Annotated in this window: 18 protein-coding genes and 2 pseudogenes; 11 read left to right on the forward strand and 9 right to left on the reverse strand. The window is 60.1% G+C overall.

Annotated elements, in window-relative coordinates; genetic code table 11:
• Positions 1 to 226: 226 nt before the first annotated feature.
• Positions 227 to 1006 carry a potassium channel family protein gene (locus CRO46_RS00005; RefSeq protein WP_210421464.1) on the forward strand — a complete coding sequence of 260 codons (780 nt, stop codon included), beginning with the start codon at positions 227 to 229 and terminating at the stop codon, positions 1004 to 1006.
• 962 nt (positions 1007 to 1968) lie between these two features.
• Here the strand turns inward: CRO46_RS00005 and CRO46_RS00010 are convergent.
• From CRO46_RS00010 to gyrA, 3 genes are all read right to left on the reverse strand, one after another.
• On the reverse strand, positions 1969 to 2562 hold the full coding sequence (locus CRO46_RS00010) for a hypothetical protein (RefSeq protein ID WP_097103837.1): 594 nt from the start codon (positions 2560 to 2562) through the stop codon (positions 1969 to 1971).
• A 2-nt stretch (positions 2563 to 2564) separates the two neighbouring features.
• Positions 2565 to 3560, reverse strand: coding sequence for a hypothetical protein (locus CRO46_RS00015; RefSeq protein WP_210421465.1), 996 nt, complete (start codon positions 3558 to 3560; stop codon positions 2565 to 2567).
• Between the two features lie 977 nt (positions 3561 to 4537).
• Positions 4538 to 7372, reverse strand: coding sequence for a DNA gyrase subunit A (gene gyrA, locus CRO46_RS00020; RefSeq protein ID WP_097103841.1), 2835 nt, complete (start codon positions 7370 to 7372; stop codon positions 4538 to 4540).
• Between the two features lie 197 nt (positions 7373 to 7569).
• On the opposite strand from gyrA, the gene CRO46_RS00025 reads away from it, so the two are divergent.
• Entirely contained in the window at positions 7570 to 8199 is a 630-nt protein-coding gene (locus tag CRO46_RS00025) for a MarC family protein (protein WP_097103843.1), read from the forward strand.
• Positions 8200 to 8361: 162 nt separating this feature from the next.
• On the opposite strand, the gene CRO46_RS00030 is transcribed toward CRO46_RS00025, so the two are convergent.
• Complete coding sequence (locus tag CRO46_RS00030) at positions 8362 to 8919, reverse strand: TetR/AcrR family transcriptional regulator (RefSeq protein WP_097103844.1); 558 nt, start codon at positions 8917 to 8919, stop codon at positions 8362 to 8364.
• An 80-nt stretch (positions 8920 to 8999) separates the two neighbouring features.
• Between CRO46_RS00030 and CRO46_RS00035 the strand changes: the two genes are divergently transcribed.
• Together CRO46_RS00035 and CRO46_RS00040 are read left to right on the forward strand one after the other, a co-directional pair.
• On the forward strand, positions 9000 to 9437 hold the full coding sequence (locus CRO46_RS00035; protein ID WP_097103845.1) for a hypothetical protein: 438 nt from the start codon (positions 9000 to 9002) through the stop codon (positions 9435 to 9437).
• A 110-nt stretch (positions 9438 to 9547) separates the two neighbouring features.
• Positions 9548 to 9850 (forward strand): DUF1905 domain-containing protein, encoded by a 303-nt coding sequence (locus CRO46_RS00040; RefSeq protein WP_097103847.1) that lies wholly within the window; start codon positions 9548 to 9550, stop codon positions 9848 to 9850.
• Positions 9851 to 9876: 26 nt separating this feature from the next.
• Here CRO46_RS00040 and CRO46_RS00045 read toward each other — a convergent pair whose 3' ends face one another.
• The 3 genes from CRO46_RS00045 to CRO46_RS00055 all read right to left on the reverse strand — a co-directional run bounded on the left by CRO46_RS00045 (position 9877) and on the right by CRO46_RS00055 (position 11399).
• Positions 9877 to 10170 (reverse strand): hypothetical protein, encoded by a 294-nt coding sequence (locus CRO46_RS00045; protein ID WP_210421466.1) that lies wholly within the window; start codon positions 10168 to 10170, stop codon positions 9877 to 9879.
• A 220-nt stretch (positions 10171 to 10390) separates the two neighbouring features.
• Positions 10391 to 10804, reverse strand: coding sequence for a VOC family protein (locus CRO46_RS00050; protein WP_097103851.1), 414 nt, complete (start codon positions 10802 to 10804; stop codon positions 10391 to 10393).
• 100 nt (positions 10805 to 10904) lie between these two features.
• A complete protein-coding gene (locus CRO46_RS00055) occupies positions 10905 to 11399 on the reverse strand; it encodes a single-stranded DNA-binding protein (RefSeq protein WP_097103853.1) in 495 nt (164 codons plus the stop codon).
• Positions 11400 to 11809: 410 nt separating this feature from the next.
• Between CRO46_RS00055 and uvrA the strand changes: the two genes are divergently transcribed.
• The 3 genes and pseudogenes from uvrA to CRO46_RS00070 form a co-directional block, all read left to right on the forward strand.
• Positions 11810 to 14731 carry an excinuclease ABC subunit UvrA gene (gene uvrA, locus CRO46_RS00060; protein ID WP_097103855.1) on the forward strand — a complete coding sequence of 974 codons (2922 nt, stop codon included), beginning with the start codon at positions 11810 to 11812 and terminating at the stop codon, positions 14729 to 14731.
• Positions 14732 to 14764: 33 nt separating this feature from the next.
• A pseudogene (locus CRO46_RS00065) lies at positions 14765 to 15563 on the forward strand (DUF72 domain-containing protein).
• Between the two features lie 30 nt (positions 15564 to 15593).
• Positions 15594 to 15749, forward strand: a pseudogene (locus CRO46_RS00070) (SDR family oxidoreductase); the annotation flags it as partial.
• A 67-nt stretch (positions 15750 to 15816) separates the two neighbouring features.
• Here the strand turns inward: CRO46_RS00070 and CRO46_RS00075 are convergent.
• Positions 15817 to 17016: an MFS transporter gene (locus CRO46_RS00075; protein ID WP_425479226.1), complete on the reverse strand. Its 1200-nt coding sequence runs from the start codon at positions 17014 to 17016 to the stop codon at positions 15817 to 15819.
• 223 nt (positions 17017 to 17239) lie between these two features.
• Here CRO46_RS00075 and CRO46_RS00080 point away from each other — a divergent pair, with 223 nt between their 5' ends.
• Together CRO46_RS00080 and CRO46_RS00085 are read left to right on the forward strand one after the other, a co-directional pair.
• The gene (locus CRO46_RS00080; RefSeq protein ID WP_097103860.1) at positions 17240 to 18064 is read left to right on the forward strand and encodes an AraC family transcriptional regulator; all 825 of its coding nucleotides are present in this window, start codon (positions 17240 to 17242) and stop codon (positions 18062 to 18064) included.
• A gap of 195 nt (positions 18065 to 18259) precedes the next feature.
• Positions 18260 to 19912 (forward strand): Na/Pi cotransporter family protein, encoded by a 1653-nt coding sequence (locus CRO46_RS00085; RefSeq protein WP_097103861.1) that lies wholly within the window; start codon positions 18260 to 18262, stop codon positions 19910 to 19912.
• A gap of 28 nt (positions 19913 to 19940) precedes the next feature.
• On the opposite strand, the gene CRO46_RS00090 is transcribed toward CRO46_RS00085, so the two are convergent.
• Complete coding sequence (locus CRO46_RS00090; protein ID WP_244577726.1) at positions 19941 to 21419, reverse strand: NAD(P)H-hydrate dehydratase; 1479 nt, start codon at positions 21417 to 21419, stop codon at positions 19941 to 19943.
• A gap of 366 nt (positions 21420 to 21785) precedes the next feature.
• On the opposite strand from CRO46_RS00090, the gene CRO46_RS00095 reads away from it, so the two are divergent.
• Entirely contained in the window at positions 21786 to 22124 is a 339-nt protein-coding gene (locus CRO46_RS00095) for a P-II family nitrogen regulator (RefSeq protein ID WP_047029994.1), read from the forward strand.
• Between the two features lie 60 nt (positions 22125 to 22184).
• Entirely contained in the window at positions 22185 to 23594 is a 1410-nt protein-coding gene (gene glnA, locus CRO46_RS00100) for a type I glutamate--ammonia ligase (RefSeq protein ID WP_097103863.1), read from the forward strand.
• Positions 23595 to 23638: the final 44 nt, after the last annotated feature.

The following is a 23638-nucleotide window of genomic DNA, read 5'->3' on the forward strand; positions in this document are numbered from 1 at the left end:
TTCTTTGCACACATGGCTGCTTCTCCTTGTTGCACGGTTGATTCCGGTTAAGAATAACCCAACGGTGAGGGGAGCAGCCGGCACATCCCATTAGCGGACTTAGAGGGGCGATGCAGCGGGTAGCACGAAAGAGCCTACTGCAACAAAGTCCCGAGCACCGTTATCCGCAGGCACGCTGTGGTTTCTATGCATGGTGCGGGGTGCAATCCTATGGCATCTTGCGGAAATGGAAGAACTGCATCGAACAATCAGGTTGCTCTACACCGGTCAAAGCCAGCGTGCCCGGCGGTTTCGCTATGGCCTAATCGCTTTTGATGCGCTGACAATCGCCTATTTCATTGCAATCGCGGCGCTGCCCGCAACACCGATAACGACAGCGTTGAACACCGGGCTTGGCCTGCTCATATCTCTGGATCTGGTGGCCCGGCTGTGGATCTCCGATAACCTGCGTCGGGAACTGACCCGCATTTATACACTTGCGGATCTCATCGTCGTGCTGTCCCTATTCCTGGCCCCACTCATTACCGAGAACTTTGCATTCCTCCGCGTGTTGCGCGGGCTGCGGCTGATTCATGCCTATCATCTGCTGCGCGACCTGAGACGCGAGAGCCTGTTCTTCCGTCGCAACGAAGATGCAATCCTCGCGGCGGTCAACCTGTTCGTCTTCATCTTCGTGACGACTTCGCTGGTCTTCGTGCTGGCCTTCAGTAAAGACGCTGGCATCGCCGGCTATGTTGACGCGCTTTACTTCACCGTTGCAACGCTTACGACGACGGGCTTCGGTGATATCACTATGGAGACAACTAGCGGTAAGCTGCTGTCGGTGTTCATAATGGTCGTGGGAGTCGCGCTTTTCGTCCAATTGGCGCGCGCTATATTCCAACCCTCCAAGATCAAGCACAAATGCCCGGAGTGCGGCCTTAACCGGCACGATTTAGATGCGATTCACTGCAAGCATTGTGGCGAGTTGCTGAATATCGAGACGGAGGGCGATCTTGGCACTTGAACGCACCAGCTTCTGACATGATTGCCTGATTCGACCGGATGTCCAAAGAAGCGGGCAGGCAATGCTCGATCTTGAGCCTGCACTCCATGAGGTGCAGCTTGGAGCCGACTTCAGCGAACGGCAGCAATGCTTCTAAACAAATACACCAAATACGCTTGGGAAAGATTCTGGGGCTGCTAGGAGAGTAGGCAGTGTGTCGTCTATGCCTTCATCTGCACGGCGTTTGCCCCGTACACGCTTAAGGCCATCGCAACAATGAGCGATGATCACATCACCTTCCTTTGCTTCGCGCTGTTGCAACCTCATAGGTTCCCGGTGCCGCCCGAAAGGTAAACCGACGGCTGGAAGCGGTACCACATTCACGGATACGGCCAACACAGAAGGAATGAATTAACCTCTGAAATCTAAGATCAGGCATACGTTTCAGAAATTGAATGGTGTGCCGCAATGTACATGAAGACACTAAGTGCCGGGGTATTGTTGGCAACTTTTGGATTTTCGGGGTCTGTGCAGTCGCAATCCCTTCTGGAGGTTGCCAGCCTTCTGGTCGGATCCTCAAGCGTGCACACTTCTGGTCCGTGCTCCTTGAAACGCGACAATGCAGCAAATTCGGCGAGGTTGTTTGGGGGGCGAGCGTCCTGCGGCACCAAATCAGCGCGCAAGAATCCCGGTGATGTGACAGTCACAGATGGAACGACAATTCTGTGGGGAACCACTGCTTTTGGACGGTCCAACGGTTTTGCAACCTCCAACGGGTTTGGCACCACAACCTTCGGTCAGTCGAATGGGTTTGGCCACAGCAATGGGTTCGGCCAAGGCAATGGTATTGGACAGTCACACAGCGTCACCGCGTTCCGTTAAACTTACCAAGGCCAGAATGTACGGCACTCCTCACAGGTGCCGTACATTTAGTGTTACTCGAGCAGAGTGACCGACCGGTGGAAACAGGGTCCCGCCGAAGCCTACTTGATATTGAGCGTGATAACTGCCGCTGCACCCATTGCCGAATTGGAAATGGATGTATTGGTCGTCATGGCATTGGTGAAGGTGGCAGTGGCAGTCGTCTTGGCATCAGAGAGAGCTTGCTGTGCGACCATGGTTTCCGTCCCAGCTGCACGCGCGGTTCCGCCGATATTTCCAGCAACAAGCGAGTCGGCGCTGAATTGCGCTGCAGCATTGATGGCGCTGTTGCTGATGGTCAGCAGGTTCGTTTCCGTAATCGATCCGGTGGATGTTACCTTCGAGGAACCACTAGCGCCCTGTACTGCCGTTAGTGGCGACGAGGAGCTGGTTGCGTTCAGGGTTGCCGTAACATCTGCGTTACCAATCGACTGCTGTGTGAACAGGGCTTTGGCATCGGTCTTGGCGACCGCATTGGCGCGCCCGTCTGTGCCCGGCGAGACTAAACTGGGCCCGAATGGCGTGAAGACGACGCTGGGTCCGACCGGCGTCCCATTGGTTCCGTTCACACCAAACAATTCCAGTCCTGCAGACTGCGCAGAGGTGGTTGCCATGAGGGCCGCTATAGAAGCGAAGGCAATTTTCTTGAAAGTCATTTTCATATCTCCTTGGTTCTGGGTGAGTGGGATGATGAGGCCAGCGGCTGGTTATGCGGGCCGCTGTTTGTATCGCCGATGTCCATTGCAATAGCGTCCACATGGTCCGATGAATACCCCAGACCTTGATGGACCTGCCCAGGGTTCACCGGACGGGTCGCTGACAGTCCTGTGTCAACAGAGCTGCGTAGTTGCTGCGGCGAAGCATTCAAACCTTCGAACGGCAGCATCTTGGACCGGCAGGATTGAAGAGCCGGAATTTCCAGAAGGGCGTAGGCAGTAGCAACCATAATTCCTTCAGCCGAAGGCCGCTGCAATGGTTCCTGACTGCCCATCGACAAAACGCCAGAAACAAGAGTTCCAGACCCGCCACCGACAAAGGCGTTTGCTCCAATGCCAACTTCCGTATAGTCGGCCTGGAAAACAGCAAATCCCCGCGCCAGTGACCGCTGACTGCCGGGTTGAAAGATGTGCGCGCCATAATAAGCGTTGGCTTTTGTCTGCCGCATGATCGGTCCGACCCCTGCAACTCGGACATCCGCACTGTTCACGCCGCCAAAATCCAGTGCCGTAGCAAAAACATTGATTGCGAAATTTGGCATATTAGCATTCTGCAGCTTATGCATGTGATGAGCTGCACTTTCGCCGCCGACAAAAGCAATGTTGCGTACGACTTCCATATTCGAATAGTCATAGGCGATGCCCCCTGCCTGCGAGACTGCTTCCACGGCATAGATCGCAATGTTGGGTCCGGCTGGTAGGAAACTACCAGTACCGCCGTTCGTCGCCGAGTTGGTTTTGCCCGTGTCGTTGGCAAATGGACCAATTGCAAATCCTTGGTTCTCCAGCGCACCAGTAGCTTTCATACATGCAAAAGCATCGTCGAGCCTCTGTGAGAACACGTCCTTTCCAGGCACTCGATAGTTTAGCGGGGATATTTCATCTGAAGTTTTAATGGTTGAACTTGCTGTTTCGCACCCGGCAAGCCCCAGTGACATCGAGACAGCCACTATACCCACCATCACTCGACGCACTTTTATCGGGAAGGATGTCACCTCAGCACCTACCGTGTGACGGTGACGGTAGAAGTGACGTCGCCGGAATTCGTGCCCTCTTGGGTCGAATTCAGTAGATTATTGTCGCCAACAACCGTGATCTCATTCACAACGCCGATGGAAGTGATGGAGGCGCCGGGAAGAATTGCGGTGCGACCCTGAGCCGTTATGACTGCGGTCACGGCTGAGCCAGAGTGGTCTATGCCAGAATAGCTGCCTAAAGTGCCCCAAGCAGCGGTGCGGTCCTGAGCCTGCACTGTAGTAACGGACAACGATTGCATCACAAATAGCACGGCAAGTCTGGCGGACCATATCCGCGATTGCCGGTAATTCGGGCTCAGGGATATGACGGCGTCTAAGATGTATTTGCCGTTCAGTAAAACTGGAGAAGATTGGCGCATCACTAAACCCCTCTTAGAAAAAGCAACTCACGAGGCATTCACGATACTTTAATGCTGCAGAACATAAGATTGCCGCAAGAAATGAGATTATTTACTGATATATTGGTAAGGCAATCTATCCCACTTCTTTCCCAATCAATTTCAAGCAATAATGCTTTCAATCGGACCGCATGAAATTGTGAGGTAGTCTTTTAAGTTTCTTCAGAAGATTTCAGATTAGGCAATCCGTAAAACAACATTGCTCTCAAAAAATGATTTTAGCAACTATTATTTTTGGAGAAAATTAACTGAAGTAAAGAGCGGACTATCTATTTTATCATCATCTACATGTCCGTCTTCAGCACATGCACACCTCGGGCTCGCTAACGCAGCGAACGTCCGCTCCCCGCCCAATGCTGCCTCCCCGGCATCTCGAGTTTCCTGCCCGGCCAGATCTCCCGTCTCAGTCCATTCCCGCGACCGCACAGCAAAAAGCCGGGGATCGCTCCCCGGCTCTTGCAACGTCATCGGTAGGGCTGATCAGTCCTGCGTGTCCTCGCCGGCCGGGCCCGTGTCGGGCGCCTCGGCGTCTCCGGCTTCCGGCACGATGTCGGTGACATCGATTTCGGCGGCGGCTTCGACGTCATCGACCAGCTCTTCATCGGCTTCCGGCTCGCTGATCCGGTCAACCGAGACCACGCGCTCGTCCCTGGCGGTGGAGAAAATGGTCACGCCCTTGGTGGCGCGTCCCGCCATGCGGATGCCGCCGACCGGCACGCGGATCACCTGGCCGCCGTCGGAGACCATCATGATCTGGTCGCCATTCTCCACCGGGAAGGCGGCTATAAGCGGCCCGATCTCGCCGGTCTTGGAAGTGTCGGTGGCGCGGATGCCCTTGCCGCCGCGGCCCGAGATCCGGAACTCGTAGCTCGACGAGCGCTTGCCATAGCCCTTCTCCGAGACGGTGAGAATGAACTGCTCGCGGGCTTTCAGCTCCTCGTAGCGGTCGTTGGAGATTTCACCGATGTCCTCGGCATCCTCTCCGACCAGGCCGACATCCTCGACCTCTTCACCGGTGGCGGCCCGGCGCTCGGCTGCGGCGCGCTTGAGATAGGCGGCGCGTTCGGCCGCTTCCGCATCGACATGGTGGACGATGGTCATCGAAATCAGATGATCATCCGGTCCCAGATTCATGCCGCGCACGCCGATCGAGTTGCGGCCGGCGAAGACGCGGACATCATCCACCCGGAAGCGGATGCACTGACCCAGTGCGGTGGTCAGAAGCACATCGTCGAACTCGTTGCAGGTTTCGACATTGAGGATGGCGTCGCCCTCGTCATCGAGCTTCATGGCGATCTTGCCGTTGCGGTTGACCTGCACGAAGTCGCTGAGCTTGTTGCGCCTGACGGTGCCGCGCGTGGTGGCGAACATCACGTCGAGATTGGCCCAGCTGTCCTCGTCCTCCGGCAGCGGCATGATCGAGGTGATCCGCTCGCCCTTTTCCAGCGGCAGCAGGTTGATCAGCGCCTTGCCCTTCGACGTCGGCGTGCCGATCGGCAGGCGCCAGACCTTTTCCTTGTAGACAATGCCGCGCGAGGAGAAGAACAGCACCGGCGTGTGGGTGTTGGCGACGAACAGGCGGGTGACGAAATCCTCGTCGCGGGTCGACATGCCCGAGCGGCCCTTGCCGCCGCGGCGCTGCGCCCGGTAGGTGGCGAGCGGCACGCGCTTGATGTAGCCCGCGTGGCTCACGGTCACCACCATGTCCTCGCGCGCGATCAGGTCCTCGTCGTCCATGTCCGCGCCACCCTCGATGATCTGGGTGCGCCGCGGCACGCCGAATTCATCGCGCACGGCAATGAGCTCGTCCTTGACGATCTGCTGAACCCGCAGGCGCGAGCCGAGAATTTCGAGGAAGTCCTTGATTTCCTCACCGATCTTGCCGAGCTCGTCGCCGATCTCATCGCGGCCGAGCGCGGTCAGGCGGGCGAGGCGCAATTCGAGAATGGCGCGCGCCTGTTCTTCCGACAGATTGTAGGTGCCGTCTTCCTCGTTGATGCGGTGGCGCGGGTCGTCGATCAGCAGGATCAGCGGCTCGACGTCGCGTGCCGGCCAGCGCCGGGTCATCAGCTGCTCGCGCGCAGTCGCCGGGTCCGGCGCGTTGCGGATCAGCGAGATCACCTCGTCGATATTGGCGACCGCGATGGCCAGACCAACCAGCACATGCGCCCGTTCGCGCGCCTTGCGCAGCAGGTATTTGGTCCGCCGGGTGATCACGTCCTCGCGGAAGGCGACAAACGCCCTGAGCATGTCGATCAGCGTCATCAGCTCCGGCTTGCCGCCGTTGAGCGCCACCATGTTGACCCCGAACGAGGTCTGCAGCGGCGTGTAGCGGTAAAGCTGGTTGATGATCACGTCGGCATTGGCGTCGCGCTTGAGCTCGATCACCACCCGGTAGCCCTGGCGATCGGACTCGTCGCGCAGATCGGAAATGCCTTCGATACGCTTCTCGCGCACCAGGTCGGCCATCTTCTCGATCATCGTCGCCTTGTTCACCTGGTAGGGAACCTCGGTGATGATGATGGCTTCGCGGTCGTTTCGCATCGGCTCGACATGCACCTTGCCGCGCATCATCACCGAACCGCGGCCGGTCTCGAACGCGCTGCGGATGCCGGCCTGGCCCAGGATGATGCCCGCGGTCGGAAAATCCGGACCGGGAATGATGCGCATCAGCTCGAGCAGGTCGATGGCCGGATTATCCATGATGGCAATGCAGCCATTGATGACCTCGACCAGATTGTGCGGCGGGATGTTGGTGGCCATGCCCACGGCAATGCCGCCCGCCCCATTGACCAGCAGGTTGGGGAACCGGGCCGGCACCACCTTCGGCTCGGAGCCGGAGGAATCGTAGGTGTCCTGGAAATCGACGGTTTCCTTGTCGATGTCTTCCAGCATCTCGTGCGAGAGCTTGGCCAGGCGCGATTCCGTATAGCGCATCGCAGCCGGCGGATCGCCGTCGATCGAGCCGAAATTGCCCTGCCCGTCGACCAGCATCGCGCCCATCGACCAGTGCTGCGCCATGCGCACCATGGCGTCGTAGATCGACTGGTCGCCATGCGGGTGATATTTACCCATCACGTCACCGACGATGCGCGACGACTTCACATATTTGCGGTTCCAGTGGTAACCGCCCTCATGCATGGCGAAGAGAATCCGGCGATGCACGGGCTTGAGCCCGTCGCGCACATCCGGCAGCGCCCGGCTGACGATCACGCTCATGGCGTAATCGAGATAGGAACGCTGCATTTCCTCGATGATCGATACAGGCTCGATGCCTGGCGTAATCGGTCCGGCGGGTGTTTTCTGATCTGTCAAAGCGGCCCACGACAATTGGATGGAATCATTTCTGCGTTATAGCGGAAAGCCGCTGCTGTCGCCAATTTTCGCACCCTGTTTCAGCCCCTCGACGGGGGTTCTCCACCGTTGAGGGCGCGTACGGGGGTTTCGAACAGCTCTCTTGTGTCGTAAGTCAGGAAAAGAGGCCGTTTCATCAAGCCTGCGGGGGATGCGCCATGACTGCCGAGCTGATCATAAATGCCTTCGTCACGATCGTCGTGATGTTCGATCCGCCCGGCCTTGCAGCGATCTTCCTCGGCCTGACCACCGGCATGACCCGCAGCCAGCGCATCCAGGTGGCGATCCGCGGCACGGTGACCGCGGCGGGCATCCTCGCCGTCTTCGCCATTGCCGGCGCCAGCATTCTCAACATCCTGGGCATCTCGCTCGGCGCCTTCCGCATCGCCGGCGGCTTGCTGCTGTTCTGGATCGCCTTCGAGATGATCTTCGAGAAGCGCCATGAGCGGCAGGAAAAGAGCGCCGAGCGCGCCATCACCAAGGACCATATTTCCAATGTCGCGGTGTTTCCGCTGGCGATCCCGCTGATTGCCGGCCCGGGCGCCATCTCGGCGGTCATCCTGCTGGCCGGCTCGTTTTATGAGCCGGTCGAACGTGCCGGACTGATCGGCGTCATCGTCGCGGCCTCGCTGGTGCTGTTTGCCTTCCTGGTGATTGCCGAGCGCATCGACCAGTTCCTGGGTGACACCGGCCGAACCATCCTGACCCGGCTACTGGGCGTGATCCTGGCGGCGCTGTCGGTACAATTCGTCGTCGATGGCATCAAGCAGGCGTTTCTCGGCGCGTAGAAACAGGCCTTCGACTAAGCCGGAAAAGCCAGGGAGGGGGAACCTGCTGGCAGCGGTCGGGTTCGATCTCTTGCCTGCCGAGGGAATTGCGCAGCTGGGTGGAGGTTCTCGGCGCAGGCTGCAGGCGCTCGGCCAGCATCTGTGCGCAATCCAGCGGCTCCGTCAGCTGCCAGGAAGCCCCAGAGCATCGAGCAATCCCAGGATTGTCTGCTCAGCCTTCCCGGGTTCGCTGTCCAGGTTTTCCAGTCCGACGAAAGCCGCGTATAGAATCCTCCCGGCATCATCGCGCGGAAGCCCGCAGGAGCGGCACAGGTCGTCAAGATAGGCTAGCCGTCTTTGATCCATTCTGCGCACGGCTTCCAAGGCATTCTCATCTTCCCTCGCCCAGGCCCTCAATGCCGGCTCGGCCGCTGACCCACCGTAGTTCGGGTCGCGGAAACTCACAGCCAGAACGCAAAGCTGACGCAGGCGTTGTACCGGATCGGCCGTGGTTTCGAGCTTGTCGACGATTTCGTTGTAAGCGCGGGCCTCCCAATGCGCGAGCAGCCGGGCCTTGTAGTCGGCCAGGTCTGCAAAATGCCAGTAGAATGAACCCTTGGTAGTCCCGATCTGGCGGGCCAACGCTTCCGCCTTGAGCGCCGACGGACCCGTGGTTGCCAGGGCCCGAAATCCCGCCTGTATCCAGTCGTCGGCGGTCTGTCGTCCGGAGATCTTCTTCATGACCAAACCATACGGACCCGTATTGACTCAGGCAAGGACAAACGCTAGACCATACGCATCCGTATGTTTTGGAGATGCAGATGCAAACCTCACCCGACCTGTCCCCGATCACCGCCACGGCCGCCGCGCTTATGGCCGTGACCGTCGCGATCCATGTTTTCATGGGCGGCCCGGAAGTGCATGAGCCAATGCTGGCGGAAGTCACCGATATCACGTTGAATGGCTACGTCTCGGTATTGTGGCACGCGGTGACGGTCGTCCTGACCGCTCTTGCGGCTGGTCTTGCCGTGCTCGCCTTCCGCCGTGACCACGCCTTGGAGGCGGTTCTGTCCGGCGTTCAGATCGGTTTTGCGGGGCTGTTTGTCGCCTATGGTCTTGTGCGCCTCGGCAATCTGACAGACATGCCGCAATGGATCATCTTCCTGTCGATTCCGCTGATTGCGCGGATCGGTCAATCTCGCCGTTCAACTGCGGGCTCGACCTCCGGAAAACGTGGGCCAAACCCGGCCCCGAGCTGAAGCCGATGAACATCGGTTGATCGCCTGCAGGGGAGCGAACCCTCCCTTGCACAAGGCCCGCAAGCTCGTTAACTGCGTAAATCCGATGCTTTTTACACACTGGATGATCGATGCTTCCCGAGCAAACCTACGGCTTCGAGGCCGAACTCTGGCGTTCAGGCGACGGCAAGGCGGCGTGGACCTTTCTCACCGTGCCGCGCGAGATTTCGCAGCAGATCCGTTTTTTGGCCGGCAAGACCAACGGTTTCGGTTCGGTTCCGGTGCGTGCGCGGATCGGTGACAAGGGATGGAAGACCTCGCTGTTTCCCGACAAGGCGTCGGGGTGTTATTTCCTGCCGGTCAAGGCCGCGGTGCGCAAGGCCGAGGCGATCTCCGCCGGTGACAGCGTCAGCATCGAGATCAGGATCGGGTGAAGTGACTGGCGCCGGCAGCCGCGGGGTCAGTTCCCGAGATCAACAGTGATCTCCGCCCCGCCCCAGCCACGAACCGTGTCATGGGCCCGAACAGTAACGCTGTTGATATCCGCGGGGATGACAATCCCGGAAAGGCTGCGGGTAAAGGGCTGTTCTTTTTCGTGCAGTTGTGCCAGCACCCGCTTTCCAAGGACCGTAGCGTCCGGCCCGACGACCTGCCATGCATCGGCATAATGGTCCCAGCCTTCGTCGGTATGGCGCACTGTGACATCGAAGCGGTAGCTTCCATCTGCTGCCCTGGCATACTCCGCTGACACCACATCGGCTTCATCGGCCTCGACACCTGAGGCGATGGTCAGAAATGCGATACTGCCATCAGCAGCACCGGGATGGTGTGGGCTGTCTTCGGTGTTTCACACACCGCCAATGTTGCCCGGCTCTATGATCAGGCGCCACTCACAATCCGGTGCTCACCTGTATCCACCCCACCACACGCTGCCAATATGGTTCCTGCATGGTCGCTTGCCCGAGCGGCAAGGCTCAGCTCGCCGCGGCATGCCCATCGTTGAGTTGCAGCAGATCCCAGAGGTTGCCGTAGATGTCCCTGAAAACCGCCACGGTGCCATAGGTCTCGGTCTTTGGCTCGCGGACGAACTCGACGCCTTCGGCAGTCATCCGCTCGTAATCGCGCCAGAAATCATCGGTGTTGAGAAACAGGAACACGCGGCCGCCGGTCTGGTTGCCGATATACGGCTCCTGTTCCGCTTTTGAGGCCCTGGCGAGCACGAGCGATGCACCCTGCCCGCCCTTCGGCCGGACCACCACCCAGCGCTTGTCCTGCTCCGGCTGATAGCTGTCTTCCAGAAGATCGAAACCAAGCAAGCCGCAATAAAAGCCGATGGCTTCATCATAGTCGCGCACCACGAGTGCGACATGGGTGATCGATTGCTTCATGGACCGATTTCCTGCGGGTATAGTACGATCATCCGGCCCGTGGAAAGAACCATGCCCGCAAACTCTATGCTTGCGAGCCCTGATACCTGTGCCGGTCCGATCAGAACGGGATGTCGTCGTCGAGATCGCGGGACGATCCGCCGCCGCCAAATCCGCCGGAACCTCCGCGGTCCCCACCCGAGGGTCCACCGCCGAAATCACCGCCGCCGCCATAATCACCGCCACGGCCGCCGCCGCCTTCATTGCGGCCGTCGAGCATGGTCAGATTGCCGTTGAAGCCCTGCAGCACGACTTCGGTCGAGTACTTGTCCTGGCCCGACTGGTCCTGCCATTTGCGGGTCTGCAGCTGGCCCTCGAGATAGACCTTGGAGCCCTTCTTGAGATAGTTCTCGGCGATCTTGCACAGACCCTCGTTGAAGATCACCACGCGGTGCCATTCGGTCTTTTCACGGCGCTCGCCGGAATTCTTGTCGCGCCAGCTCTCCGATGTCGCCACCGACAGGTTGGCGATCGGGCGCCCGTCCTGGGTGCGCCGGATTTCCGGGTCCGCTCCAAGATTGCCAACCAGAATGACTTTGTTGACGCTGCCCGCCATGATGTATCACCTTCCAACACTTCAGGCGGCCTTGCGCCGCCCCGTCCAAATCGAATTGCACCTTACAGGATCAGCCAATCGCCGGTCAGTGCGGCCGTGACAATCCACAGGCCTTTTTTGTTCTTTATATGTTCTATTGACTGTGTCAGTTTCTGTCAAGAGATTCGGCTGCATAGCAGCTACCCGCTACCATGCATCTCGACAATGCGACCGCGGTACTTATGTATGGTTCTGGTCTGCCCCCCGGAACAATCTTGAATATGCAGTGTTGCATGGGGGCATTGTTGCTTGCGGGATACGTCCGGTCACATCACCCCGACCGTCTTACCTGCGGGCATTCTGGATAGGCGAGCAATCCGCTAGTGTTTCATCGGAACGCACCGGATGCTCCACGGCAAATCGGCGGCGACATGACTGAACTGAAATCCATCACCATCCGCGGGGCCCGCGAACACAATCTCAAGAATGTCGATCTCGACCTGCCCCGCAACAGCCTGATCGTGATGACCGGCCTGTCGGGCTCGGGCAAATCGTCGCTGGCTTTCGACACGATCTATGCGGAAGGCCAGCGCCGCTATGTCGAAAGCCTTTCGGCCTATGCCCGGCAGTTCCTCGAAATGATGCAGAAGCCCGATGTCGACCAGATCGACGGGCTTTCGCCGGCCATCTCGATCGAGCAGAAGACCACCAGCCGCAATCCGCGTTCGACCGTCGGCACGGTGACCGAGATCTACGACTACATGCGGCTCCTGTTTGCCCGCGTCGGCGTGCCCTATTCGCCGGCAACCGGCCTTCCGATCGAAAGCCAGACCGTCAGCCAGATGGTCGACCGGGTGCTGGCGCTGGAAGAAGGCACAAGACTTTATATCCTTGCGCCGGTGGTGCGCGGCCGCAAGGGCGAGTACCGCAAGGAACTCGCCGAATACATGAAAAAGGGGTTTCAGCGGGTCAAGATCGACGGCCAGTATTACGAAATCGCAGACGCCCCGGCGCTCGACAAGAAATACAAGCATGACATCGACATCGTCGTCGACCGCATCGTCGTTCGCCCAGACATTGCCGCCCGTCTCGCCGACAGCATGGAAACCTGCCTGCGGCTGGCCGACGGTCTCGCCATTGCCGAATTTGCCGACAAGCCGCTGCCTGAAACCGAAACCGCGGCCGGCGGCTCGGCCAACAAGTCATTGAACGAGACCCATGAGCGGGTGCTGTTTTCGGAGAAATTCGCCTGCCCGGTCTCCGGCTTCACCATCTCCGAGATCGAGCCGCGGCTGTTTTCGTTCAACAATCCGCACGGCGCCTGCCCCACCTGTGACGGTCTCGGCACCCAGAAGACCATCGACGAGGCGCTGATCGTGCCGGAACCGGCGCTGACGCTGCGTGGCGGCGCCATTGCGCCCTGGGCCAAATCCAGCTCGCCCTATTACACCCAGACGCTGGAAGCGCTGGGCAAGCATTTCGGCTTCAAGCTTTCGGATCGCTGGGACGACCTGCCGGAAAAGGGCAAGGCCGCCATCCTGCGCGGCACACAGGAAAAGATCTCCTTCAAATATGATGATGGCCTGCGTTCCTACACCACGTCGAAGAATTTCGAGGGCATCATTCCCAATCTTGAGCGCCGCTGGAAGGAAACCGACAGCGCCTGGGCGCGCGAGGAGATCGAGCGCTACATGTCGAACGCGCCCTGCCCGGCCTGCGACGGATACCGGCTCAAGCCCGAGGCGCGCGCCGTCAAGATCAATGATTGCCATATCGGGCAGGTCACCGAACTTTCGATCCGCAATGCCGGCGACTGGTTCGACCGGCTGCCGCAACAGCTTAACGAGCAGCAGAACCAGATTGCAGTCCGCATTCTCAAGGAAATCCGCGACCGGCTGAAATTCCTCAACGATGTCGGGCTCGATTACCTGACCCTGTCGCGCAATTCGGGCTCGCTCTCGGGTGGAGAAAGCCAGCGCATCCGGCTCGCCTCACAGATCGGCTCCGGCCTCACCGGCGTGCTTTACGTGCTCGACGAACCCTCGATCGGCCTGCATCAGCGCGACAATGCCCGGCTTCTGGAAACGCTCAAACATCTGCGCGATATCGGCAACACGGTGATCGTCGTCGAGCATGACGAAGACGCCATCCTGACCGCCGATTACGTGGTCGATATCGGGCCCCATGCAGGTGTGCATGGCGGCGAGATCATCGCCCAGGGCGCGCCCGGCGATATCATGGCCAACCCGCGTTCGATCACCGGCAAATATCTTTCCGGAGAACTCGACGTGCCGGTGCCCGCCGAGCGGAGGAAGCCGAAGAAGAAGAAAGAAATCAAGGTCATCGGCGCCCGCGGCAACAATCTCAAAAACGTATCGGCCTCGATCCCGCTCGGCCTGTTCACCGCCGTCACCGGCGTGTCGGGCGGCGGCAAGTCGACCTTTCTGATCGAGACGCTCTACAAGGCCGCCGCCCGCCGGGTGATGGGCGCGCGTGAAAACCCAGCCGATCACGACCGCATCGACGGCTTCGAGAACATCGACAAGGTGATCGACATCGATCAGTCGCCGATTGGCCGCACCCCGCGCTCCAACCCGGCGACCTATACCGGCGCCTTCACCCCGATCCGCGACTGGTTTGCAGGTCTGCCGGAAGCGAAGGCGCGTGGCTACCAGCCGGGTCGTTTCTCCTTTAACGTGAAGGGTGGCCGCTGCGAGGCCTGCCAGGGCGACGGCGTCATCAAGATCGAGATGCACTTCCTGCCCGATGTCTACGTCACCTGCGACGTCTGCCACGGCAAGCGCTACAACCGCGAGACCCTCGACGTCACCTTCAAGGGCAAATCCATCGCCGACGTGCTCGACATGACGGTAGAGGAAGGCGTCGAATTCTTCGCAGCCGTCCCCGCCGTGCGCGACAAGCTGCAGGCCCTGCAGGGCGTTGGCCTCGGCTACATCAAGGTCGGCCAGCAGGCGACAACGCTGTCGGGCGGCGAGGCACAGCGCGTCAAGCTGGCCAAGGAGCTGTCGAAACGCTCCACCGGCCGGACGCTCTACATTCTTGACGAGCCGACCACCGGCCTTCATTTCCATGACGTCGCCAAGCTCTTGGAAGTGCTGCACGAACTGGTCGACCAAGGCAATTCGGTCGTCGTCATCGAGCACAATCTCGAAGTCATCAAGACTGCCGACTGGGTCATTGATCTCGGTCCCGAAGGCGGCGACGGCGGCGGCGAGATCGTCGCCGAGGGCACGCCCGAGGACATCGTGAAGGTCGACCGGTCCTACACCGGCCAGTTCCTCAAGGAATTGCTGGAGCGCCGGCCGCAGAAACGGGTGGAAGCGGCGGAGTAGGAACTTCAGGGCTGTTTCACGAAGAGAGACGTGATGACGAACTCCGGTACAATCCGCACCGGCATTGGCGGCTGGGTGTTTGATGCCTGGAACGAGAGTTTCTACCCGCCGAAACTGGCCAAAACCAAGCATCTGCACTATGCGGGCAGCCAGTTGCGCACCATCGAGGTCAACGGCACCTATTATGGCAGCCAGAAGCCCGCGACGTTCGCCAAATGGGCGGCGGATGTGCCGGACCGGTTCCTATTTTCGCTCAAGGCCAGCCGCTACTGCACCAACCGCAAGGTGCTGGCGGAAGCCGAACCCTCGATCTCGAAATTTCTCAACTAGGGCATCACTGAGCTCGACGACCGGCTCGGGCCCATCCTGTGGCAGTTCATGCCGACGAAGAAGTTCGAACCGGACGATTTCGCGTCCTTTCTTGCGCTGCTTCCGGCCGAGCATGACGGAGTCAGGCTGCGTCATGTGGTCGAGGCGCGGCACGAGAGTTTCTGCACGCCGGACTTCGTCGAGTTGCTGGCCAATCACAATGTCGCTGCGGTCTGCGCCGACCATGACACCTATCCGATGATCGCCGACGTCACTTCGGACCTTGTCTATGCACGGTTGCAGCAGGGGTCGGATGATGAACCTTCGTGTTACCCCCGTGACGAGAGCGATCTCTGGGCCAAGCGGCTGAAGACCTATGCGGCATGTTCCGCACCATCCGATCTCGAGCTAATCGCCCGGACCGGAGCGTCGAAAACCGCCGCGCGACGTCTTTGCTTTCTTCATCACCGGCGGCAAGGTCAACGCCCCGTCCGGAGCAACGACGCTACAACACAAGGTTTGAGCCAGCCGGGTTCAGGCCACCGCCGGCGCCCAGACGAGCGCCGAGATGCTCAGACCGCTGCACCCGCTCGGCCGCATCGGCACTCCGCAGGAAGTTGCCGACCTGACCGTCTGGCTGTCCCCGCCGGAGGCCTGTTTCATGCTCGGCGCAATCATACCGGTGGATGGCGGCTACACCGCGCAATAGCTCCAAAATTGCAGGGAGCCACAAAGCAACGTCTCGGCTCCCTGGCAGCGCGATTGCGGGCGCGCGGTCAGCGGATGTTCTTCGGCAGCAGGATTGTCAGCAAGCCGAGGAACGGCAGGAATGCACAGACCTCATAGACATAGACAATCCCGCGGGCGTCGGCGACCTGTCCCAGCACCGCAGCCGCAATACCGCCCATGCCGAAGGCAAAGCCGAAGAATACTCCGGCGATCAGCCCCACCCGGCCAGGCACCAGTTCCTGCGCAAACACGATGATGGCCGGAAAAGCGGATGCGAGCACCACGCCGATGATCACCGTCAGCATCGCGGTCCAGAACAGGTCTGCATAAGGCAGCATGAGCGTAAACGGCAGGATACCGAGGATCGACACCCAGATCACCGCCTTGGCGCCGATCCTGTCACCAATCGGACCGCCGATCAGTGTCCCGGCCGCCATCGCACCGAGAAAGAGAAACAGCATGAGCTGCGAATCCTGAACGCTGACACCGAAGCGCTCGATGACGTAGAAGGTGTAGAAGCTGGAAAAGCTTGCGACATAGATATTCTTGGTAAACACCAGCAGCGCCAGCACCACCAGGGCGATGATCACGCGGCGGCGTGAATGCAAAAGTGTCCTGTCGTCCGCCGGGCGTCCGGCGGATGCGCGCCGGAACGCCGCATACCAGCGGCTGACCCAGGTCAGGATTGCGATGCCGCACAGAGCTGCAAAAGCAAACCAGGCCACCGAAGACTGGCCGTTGGGCACGATGATGAAGGCGGCAAGCAGCGGCCCGGTCGCGGTGCCGACATTGCCTCCGACCTGGAAGACCGATTGTGCCGTGCCGTGTCTGCCGCCCGAGGCCAACCGGGCTATGCGCGACGATTCCGGATGGAACACGGCCGAGCCGAACCCGACCAGCGCTGCTGCCAGGAGCAACAGCCCGTAATAGCCAGCCGTTGCCAGCAGAAGCAGGCCGATGAGCGTGAACCCGGTGCCGGCCGGCAGCGCATAGCCGATCGGGCGCCGGTCGGTGAAGGCCCCGATTGCCGGCTGCAGAAGCGAGGCTGTGAACTGGAAGGCGAAGGTCAGCAGCCCGATCTGGGTGAAACTCAGATCATAATTGGTTTTCAGGATCGGGTAGATCGCCGCCAGAACCGATTGCATCGTGTCGTTGAGAAAATGGCAGATCGAGAGTGCCACCACCACCGAAAACGCCGCCGGTGTGACCGCCCTTGAGGCAGCCCCTGCCCCGGAACTGTCTGGAATAATGCGCATGATCTTTCCTTCATCACCCACTCGGCGGGATCTCGGGCGTCACCGAACGCATGAGCACCTGACTTCCATGGCGCGCCGTCGAACCGTGATTCCTTATTCATGCGGCAATGCGAAAACCGATCGTCGCCAACAGCCTCGATCCGAGTGATACACGCCTTGCATGCAGCCCGCTTTCGTGGTTTGGTCTGTTTTTTACGCATTTGGGCCAATTGCAATGTCTCACCCTTGCGTCCGCCAAGATCTTCACGTCCCGGATACGAGTGATCAACTCAGTCCCAGCCGGGCGCTGGTCGAAGCGTCAGAGATCCCGGTGCTGGCCTTTGCCCACAGCCTTGCGCGCGACGAGCATGTCTCCGAGCACCACCACAGCAGGTCTCAGCTGCTGCATCCGATTACCGGCGTTGTCATCGTCACGACCCCCGCCGGACGCTGGATGGTTCCGCCCGGCCACGCCTTGTGGATACCGGCCGGGACACGCCATGCCGTCGACACCGCAGGCGAGGTCGAAGTGCAGTCCGCCTATGTCCGGCTTGATGCGATCGATGGATTGCCAACCCATCTCCACGTCACCGGCATGACCCGGCTGATGCAGAGCCTGCTCGATGAAGCGGTCCGGATCGGGCCGGAGGTGACCGACACCCGCGCGGACCTCATTCGCAACATCCTGCTACACGAGATTCCGTTGTTGCCGGAACGCCCGCTGGTCTTGCCACTGCCCCGCAACCCGCGCCTGGCTGAACTTTGCCGCAGCTTCATCGCGCGTCCATCCGCCCAGTTGGAAATCGACGACTGGGCCAACACTGTCGGCATGAGCCGCCGCAGCTTCACGCGGCTGTTCCGCCAACAGACCGGGCTCAGCCTCTCTGCCTGGCGCCAGCAGGCCTGTGTGATGGCAGCCCTGCCACGTCTCAGCGCCGGCGAACCGGTCACCGCTGTAGCAATGGAACTCGGCTATGACAGCATCCCGGCCTTCACCACCATGTTCTCCCGGGTTATGGGTGCCCCGCCAAAATCCTTCCTGAGACACCAAGTTCTTTGAAGAAAAGGCTTTTTCACGATCGGCCGTAGACACCCTTTTCGCGCGTATTCACCTGAAGCTGGCAAATTGTAGCATTGCAGGAAATGCGATAGGTTGAGTCGTTCCCGTCAGACCCGGCGACCACGAAATCAAGCTGCCGACAGCTGCTTCAGGCGTGCCACGGGATCTGTATTCTTAACAGGTATTGAGTGCTTCATGTCCGGAATGGTCGTTTTTATCAATCTTGCCGGCGCCGTTGCCCTGCTGCTCTGGGCGACCCGCATGGTGCGTACCGGCATCGAACGGGCCTATGGCAACGTTCTTCGCGAAAAGCTCCGGCTTGCGATCGGCAACCGTGTAACCGCCGCAATTGCGGGCTTTTTCTTCGCCATTGCCTTGCAGAGCGCAACAGCCGTAGCCCTGATCGTTGCAGGCTTTGTCGCCAGCGGATATGTCTCGACCGCCATCGGAATAGCAACATTGCTCGGCGCCGATCTCGGATCTGCCCTGGTGGTCCGCATCCTGCGTCAGGACCTTTCGCTGCTCATTCCCGTGTTGCTGCTCGCCGGAACGATTGCCTTCAGGGCCAGCGAATCCCGTAACTGGCGGCAGATCGGCCGCATTCTAGTCGGGCTCGGCCTGTTGCTGCTGTCCCTGCGGCTGATTGGCGAGGCATCGATCCCGCTCAAGACCAGCGAGATCCTGCCGGTCATCATCAACTACCTGTCGCGCGACTGGATCACCGCTTTCGTCCTGGCCGGGCTTCTGGCCTGGGCATTTCATTCCAGTGTTGCCGCGGTGCTGTTGCTGGCATCACTCGCCGACCGGGCGCTGATCCCGCCGGTGCTGATCATCCCGCTGGTGCTCGGCATCAATTTCGGCGCGGCGGTGATTGGCGCGGTGCTGACGCGCGGTGAGCGTGTCGATGCGCGCATCGTACCACTGGGCAATGTCGCTCTGCGGGGGCTGGGAACACTGATCGCGTTGGGCGCGCAAATGAGCTTCGAGCTCGAGAGCAGTTTCTTTTCCGATCAGCCCGGCGATGCCGTGGTGCTGGTGCATCTGGCCATAAATCTCGCGGTGCTGGTCTTTGGCCTGCCGTTTTGCGGCCTGGTAGGACGGATGCTCAAGAGCTGGCTGGTTCCGACCGCCCTGCCCGATGAGGTTGCTGACGAAACCAGAATGTCGGCACTTAATCCCGATCATCTGTCCGATCCCAGACAGGCCGTCGCCAATGCCACCCGCGAGGTGCTTACGGTTTGTGAACGCATAGAGCTGATGCTGACCTGGATTTTCGACGTCTTCGACACGCCGGACAAGCCGAAAATGCGCCGGATCGAAGAACTCGACGACGAAGTCGACGAAACCCATCGCGACATCAAATTCTATCTTGCCAAGATTTCCGAGAGCCGGCTCGATGAGAAATCGGCCGCCCAGTTGCAGGATCTTCTGGGCGCCACCATCAAGCTCGAACAGGCTGCCGACATCATCGCCCAGAACATGGTGACACGGGCCCGCAAGAAGGATTCCCGCAAGATCACCTTCTCGACTGAAGGCTGGCACGAGCTCAAGGCCCTGCACCAGGAGGTTCTGAAGAACGGGCGGCTGGCATTCAATCTGTTTGTCAACGCCGATGTCGATCACGCCAGGGAACTGGTGGCTCAGAAGGAAGTCGTGCGCACCATGGTTCGCCAGAGCGAGGAACAGCACATGCAAAGGCTTCGCGACGGCAACGACAACAGCTACGACAGCAGCTCGATCCACATCGATACCATGCGCGATCTCAAGGAGATAAACTCACTGTTTGCGTCCATTGCCTACCCGGTGCTGGCCCGCGCCGGCATGCTGCGCAAGAGCAGGCTTTTGTAGGCCGGTTGATCGGGCCGCGACGTTCCGCTCATAGCGGTTCGATGTGCCCGGCGAGGTCTTCGGCGTTCATTCCCCGGCCTGCACGGATTGCGGCCTCACCGTGCAGCGCCACACCGGCACAGGCCGCTTCGAACGCCGGCATGCCCTGTGACAGAAGACTGCCGATAATGCCGGCAAGCACATCACCGGATCCGGCGGTGGCAAGCCAGGCTGGCGCATCGGCATTTACCGCCGCGCGTCCGTCCGGCGCCGCAATCACCGTGTCGGCTCCCTTGTAGACCATCACCGCATTGAACCGGCTGGCAGCGCCTCTGGCGCGGTCGATCTTCGACAGCGACGGGTCATCTGCAAGATCACCGCACAATCTTCGGAATTCTCCCTCATGCGGCGTGAGGACCAGCCGCGCTTCACCGGCAAACAGCTTTGCCAGCAGATCGGTTTCAGACGCAAATGCCGTCAGCCCGTCAGCATCAAGCACCACTGGTCGCCCGGTGGCGGCGACCCTTGCGGTATAGCTGCGCGCCTTTTCCAGATCACCAAAGCCAGGACCGAGGACAAAAGCGGAGAGCCGCTTGTCCGACAGCCATGTTTCCAGCTCCGCCTCGTCCCGGACCGGGTGCTGCATGATGGCGGTGAGATGGGACGCCAGCGCCAGGGTCGCACCGGGCGGATTGGCGATGGTCACCAGCCCCGCGCCGCTGTTCAGGCCAGCCGTTGCCGACAGGCGCGCGGCACCGGTGGCGCTCAGCGGTCCGCTAAACACAACCAGATGGCCACGGCCATACTTGTGCTGCCCCGCATCAGTGAGCGGGCGTTTTGATGCGTAAAGGCCTGGATCGTTCTTCCACATCGCATCGTCGCTGCGGATCAGCCGCGCCGGAATGCCGATATCGCACAGATGCATCTGCCCGCACAGCGTTCTGCCCGGCATCAGCAGATGCCCCGGTTTCAACGCCGCGAAGGTCACCGTGTGGCTGGCAGCAAAACAGGCGCCCGTCGGCTCACCGGTGCGGCCGGACAGGCCCGATGGCAGATCGACGGCGATGACCGGCGTCCCGGCATGCTGCGCCCGCTCGATCAGGGCCGCGATACTGGCGGCCACCGGCCGGTCGAGCCCTGCGCCGAACAAAGCATCGACAATCACGTCGCCGTCGCGCGGTTGCCAGTCCTCAAGCGGCAGCAGTTTTCCCGGATAAGCCTGGCGCGCGCGGGCTGCGTCGCCTCCCGGCTTCGGCTCCATTCCAAAGCGGACCGCTTCGACCCCGCTGGCCGCCAGCAACCCGCCTGCGACATGGCCGTCACCGCCGTTGTTGCCCGGGCCGCAAAGGATCACGGCACGCTGCACTTCCGGGAAATGCGACAACAGCACAGCTGCCACATGAGCGCCGGCCTTTTGCATCAGGCCGAAACTGTCAATCCCGCTTTCGGCGGCGGCCTGGTCTATTTTGCCCATCGTCCGGGGAGAAACCAGCAATGTCTCGTCTATAGCCATGAGCGTTCGTGACATGAGGCCGCCAGTACGGTCAAGATTGCCTGGCAAACCGGGCCGTCCTGAGGACGCTGCACCCACTTGCACAAATTATAATCATCGTGCCCATCTTGCGGGCACCGGCTGGCGCACAAAAAATCATCACCCGGACCTGCCGGTTGTTGGCCTTCACACGATTGGCGGCACAATTTGGCTCGCCACATCGCAAAACCGACGCATTTGAGCTTCGGTTTCCGCGGATTCCGGCAGCTGACCGAATATTTCGGACGGTCTTGGCAGATTTTTTCGCAATGTGGCACGGTGTGTGCTTTGATACACGCGAGTGGGTATGTGGCGTCAGCCTATGCACCCGCTTTCACAGGACAGAGCGGAGAATTGGTTCTCATGAAAAAGATCGAAGCGATCATCAAGCCTTTCAAGCTTGATGAAGTGAAGGAAGCTCTTCAGGAAGTCGGCCTGCAGGGCATCACTGTCACCGAGGCCAAGGGCTTTGGTCGCCAGAAGGGCCACACCGAACTCTATCGCGGCGCGGAATATGTTGTTGATTTCCTGCCCAAGGTGAAGGTCGAGATCGTCCTTGCGGACGAAACCGCCGAAGCAGCGATAGATGCCATTCGCAACGCAGCCCAGACCGGCCGCATCGGCGATGGCAAGATCTTCGTATCCAACGTCGAGGAAGTCATCCGTATCCGTACCGGTGAAACCGGCAACGACGCCATCTGATCACTATGTGCGGCCGCGCGCCGCGCACTTATCGTCATTTACTAACAGGGAATATCGAACATGACGACTGCCACTGAAATCCTCAAGCAAATCAAGGACAACGACGTCAAATTTCTCGATCTGCGCTTCACAGACCCGAAGGGCAAGATGCAGCATGTGACCATGGACGTCTCGTGCGTTGACGAAGACCTGTTCGCCGATGGCGTCATGTTCGACGGCTCCTCGATTGCCGGCTGGAAGGCGATCAATGAATCCGACATGGTGCTGATGCCGGACACCGCGACCGCGCATATGGACCCGTTCTTTGCCCAGTCGACCATGGTCGTTTTCTGCGACATTCTCGACCCGGTCTCGGGCGAAGCCTACAACCGCGACCCGCGCACCACGGCCAAGAAGGCTGAAGCCTATCTGCAGGCGTCCGGCCTCGGCGACACCGTCTATATCGGTCCCGAGCCCGAGTTCTTCATCTTCGACGACGTCAAGTACAAGGCCGACCCGTACAACACCGGCTTCAAGCTTGATTCCTCGGAGCTGCCGACCAACGACGACACCGACTACGAAACCGGCAATATGGGTCACCGTCCGCGCGTCAAGGGCGGTTACTTCCCGGTTCCCCCGGTCGACAGCTGCCAGGACATGCGGTCCGAGATGCTGACCGTTCTGGCTGAAATGGGCCTGGTGGTCGAGAAGCATCACCACGAAGTGGCGTCTGCCCAGCACGAGCTGTGCATGGTTTTCGACACCCTCACCCGCATGGCCGACAAGACCCAGATCTACAAGTACGGCGTCCACCAGGTTGCCCATGCCTACGGCAAGACCGCAACCTTCATGCCGAAGCCTGTCTTCGGCGACAACGGCTCGGGCATGCACGTCCACCAGTCGATCTGGAACGGCGGCAAGCCGACCTTTGCCGGCGACGAATATGCCGGTCTGTCGGAAAACTGCCTGTTCTACATCGGCGGCATCATCAAGCACGCCAAGGCGATCAACGCCTTCTCCAACCCCTCGACCAACTCCTACAAGCGCCTGGTGCCCGGTTACGAAGCCCCGGTCCTGCTGGCCTACTCGGCTCGCAACCGCTCGGCCTCCTGCCGCATTCCGTTCGGTTCGTCGCCGAAGTCCAAGCGCGTTGAAGTCCGCTTCGGCGATCCGACCGCCAACCCGTATCTGTGCTTTGCCGCCATGCTGATGGCCGGCATCGACGGCATCAAGAACAAGATCCATCCCGGCAAGGCCATGGACAAGGACCTTTACGACCTTCCCGCAAAGGAACTGAAAAAGATCCCGACCGTTGCAGGTTCGCTGCGTGAAGCGCTCGAATGCCTCGACAAGGATCGCAAGTTCCTCACCGCCGGTGGCGTGTTTGACGACGACCAGATCGACGCGTTCATCGAACTGAAGATGGAAGAAGTGATGCGCTTCGAAATGACCCCGCATCCGGTCGAATTCGACATGTACTACTCGGCCTAAGGCCTTATCGACGCATAAAGAAACCGGGGCGGATCATCGATCCG

It is taken from the genome of Parahoeflea halophila (genome assembly GCF_900220985.1).
GTDB classification, from domain to species: Bacteria; Pseudomonadota; Alphaproteobacteria; order Rhizobiales; family Rhizobiaceae; genus Hoeflea; species Hoeflea halophila.

Excerpts from the sequence above, each read along its gene's own strand:
- CRO46_RS00005 (WP_210421464.1), top strand. The coding sequence starts at position 227 with ATGGAAGAACTGCATCGAACAATCAGGTTGCTCTACACCGGTCAAAGC.
- CRO46_RS00010 (WP_097103837.1), bottom strand. The coding sequence starts at position 2,562 with ATGACTTTCAAGAAAATTGCCTTCGCTTCTATAGCGGCCCTCATGGCA.
- CRO46_RS00015 (WP_210421465.1), bottom strand. The coding sequence starts at position 3,560 with ATGTCACTGGGGCTTGCCGGGTGCGAAACAGCAAGTTCAACCATTAAA.
- CRO46_RS00025 (WP_097103843.1), top strand. The coding sequence starts at position 7,570 with ATGACTGCCGAGCTGATCATAAATGCCTTCGTCACGATCGTCGTGATG.
- CRO46_RS00030 (WP_097103844.1), bottom strand. The coding sequence starts at position 8,919 with ATGAAGAAGATCTCCGGACGACAGACCGCCGACGACTGGATACAGGCG.
- CRO46_RS00035 (WP_097103845.1), top strand. The coding sequence starts at position 9,000 with ATGCAAACCTCACCCGACCTGTCCCCGATCACCGCCACGGCCGCCGCG.
- CRO46_RS00040 (WP_097103847.1), top strand. The coding sequence starts at position 9,548 with ATGCTTCCCGAGCAAACCTACGGCTTCGAGGCCGAACTCTGGCGTTCA.
- CRO46_RS00050 (WP_097103851.1), bottom strand. The coding sequence starts at position 10,804 with ATGAAGCAATCGATCACCCATGTCGCACTCGTGGTGCGCGACTATGAT.
- CRO46_RS00055 (WP_097103853.1), bottom strand. The coding sequence starts at position 11,399 with ATGGCGGGCAGCGTCAACAAAGTCATTCTGGTTGGCAATCTTGGAGCG.
- uvrA (WP_097103855.1), top strand. The coding sequence starts at position 11,810 with ATGACTGAACTGAAATCCATCACCATCCGCGGGGCCCGCGAACACAAT.
- CRO46_RS00080 (WP_097103860.1), top strand. The coding sequence starts at position 17,240 with ATGTCTCACCCTTGCGTCCGCCAAGATCTTCACGTCCCGGATACGAGT.
- CRO46_RS00085 (WP_097103861.1), top strand. The coding sequence starts at position 18,260 with ATGTCCGGAATGGTCGTTTTTATCAATCTTGCCGGCGCCGTTGCCCTG.
- CRO46_RS00090 (WP_244577726.1), bottom strand. The coding sequence starts at position 21,419 with ATGTCACGAACGCTCATGGCTATAGACGAGACATTGCTGGTTTCTCCC.
- CRO46_RS00095 (WP_047029994.1), top strand. The coding sequence starts at position 21,786 with ATGAAAAAGATCGAAGCGATCATCAAGCCTTTCAAGCTTGATGAAGTG.
- glnA (WP_097103863.1), top strand. The coding sequence starts at position 22,185 with ATGACGACTGCCACTGAAATCCTCAAGCAAATCAAGGACAACGACGTC.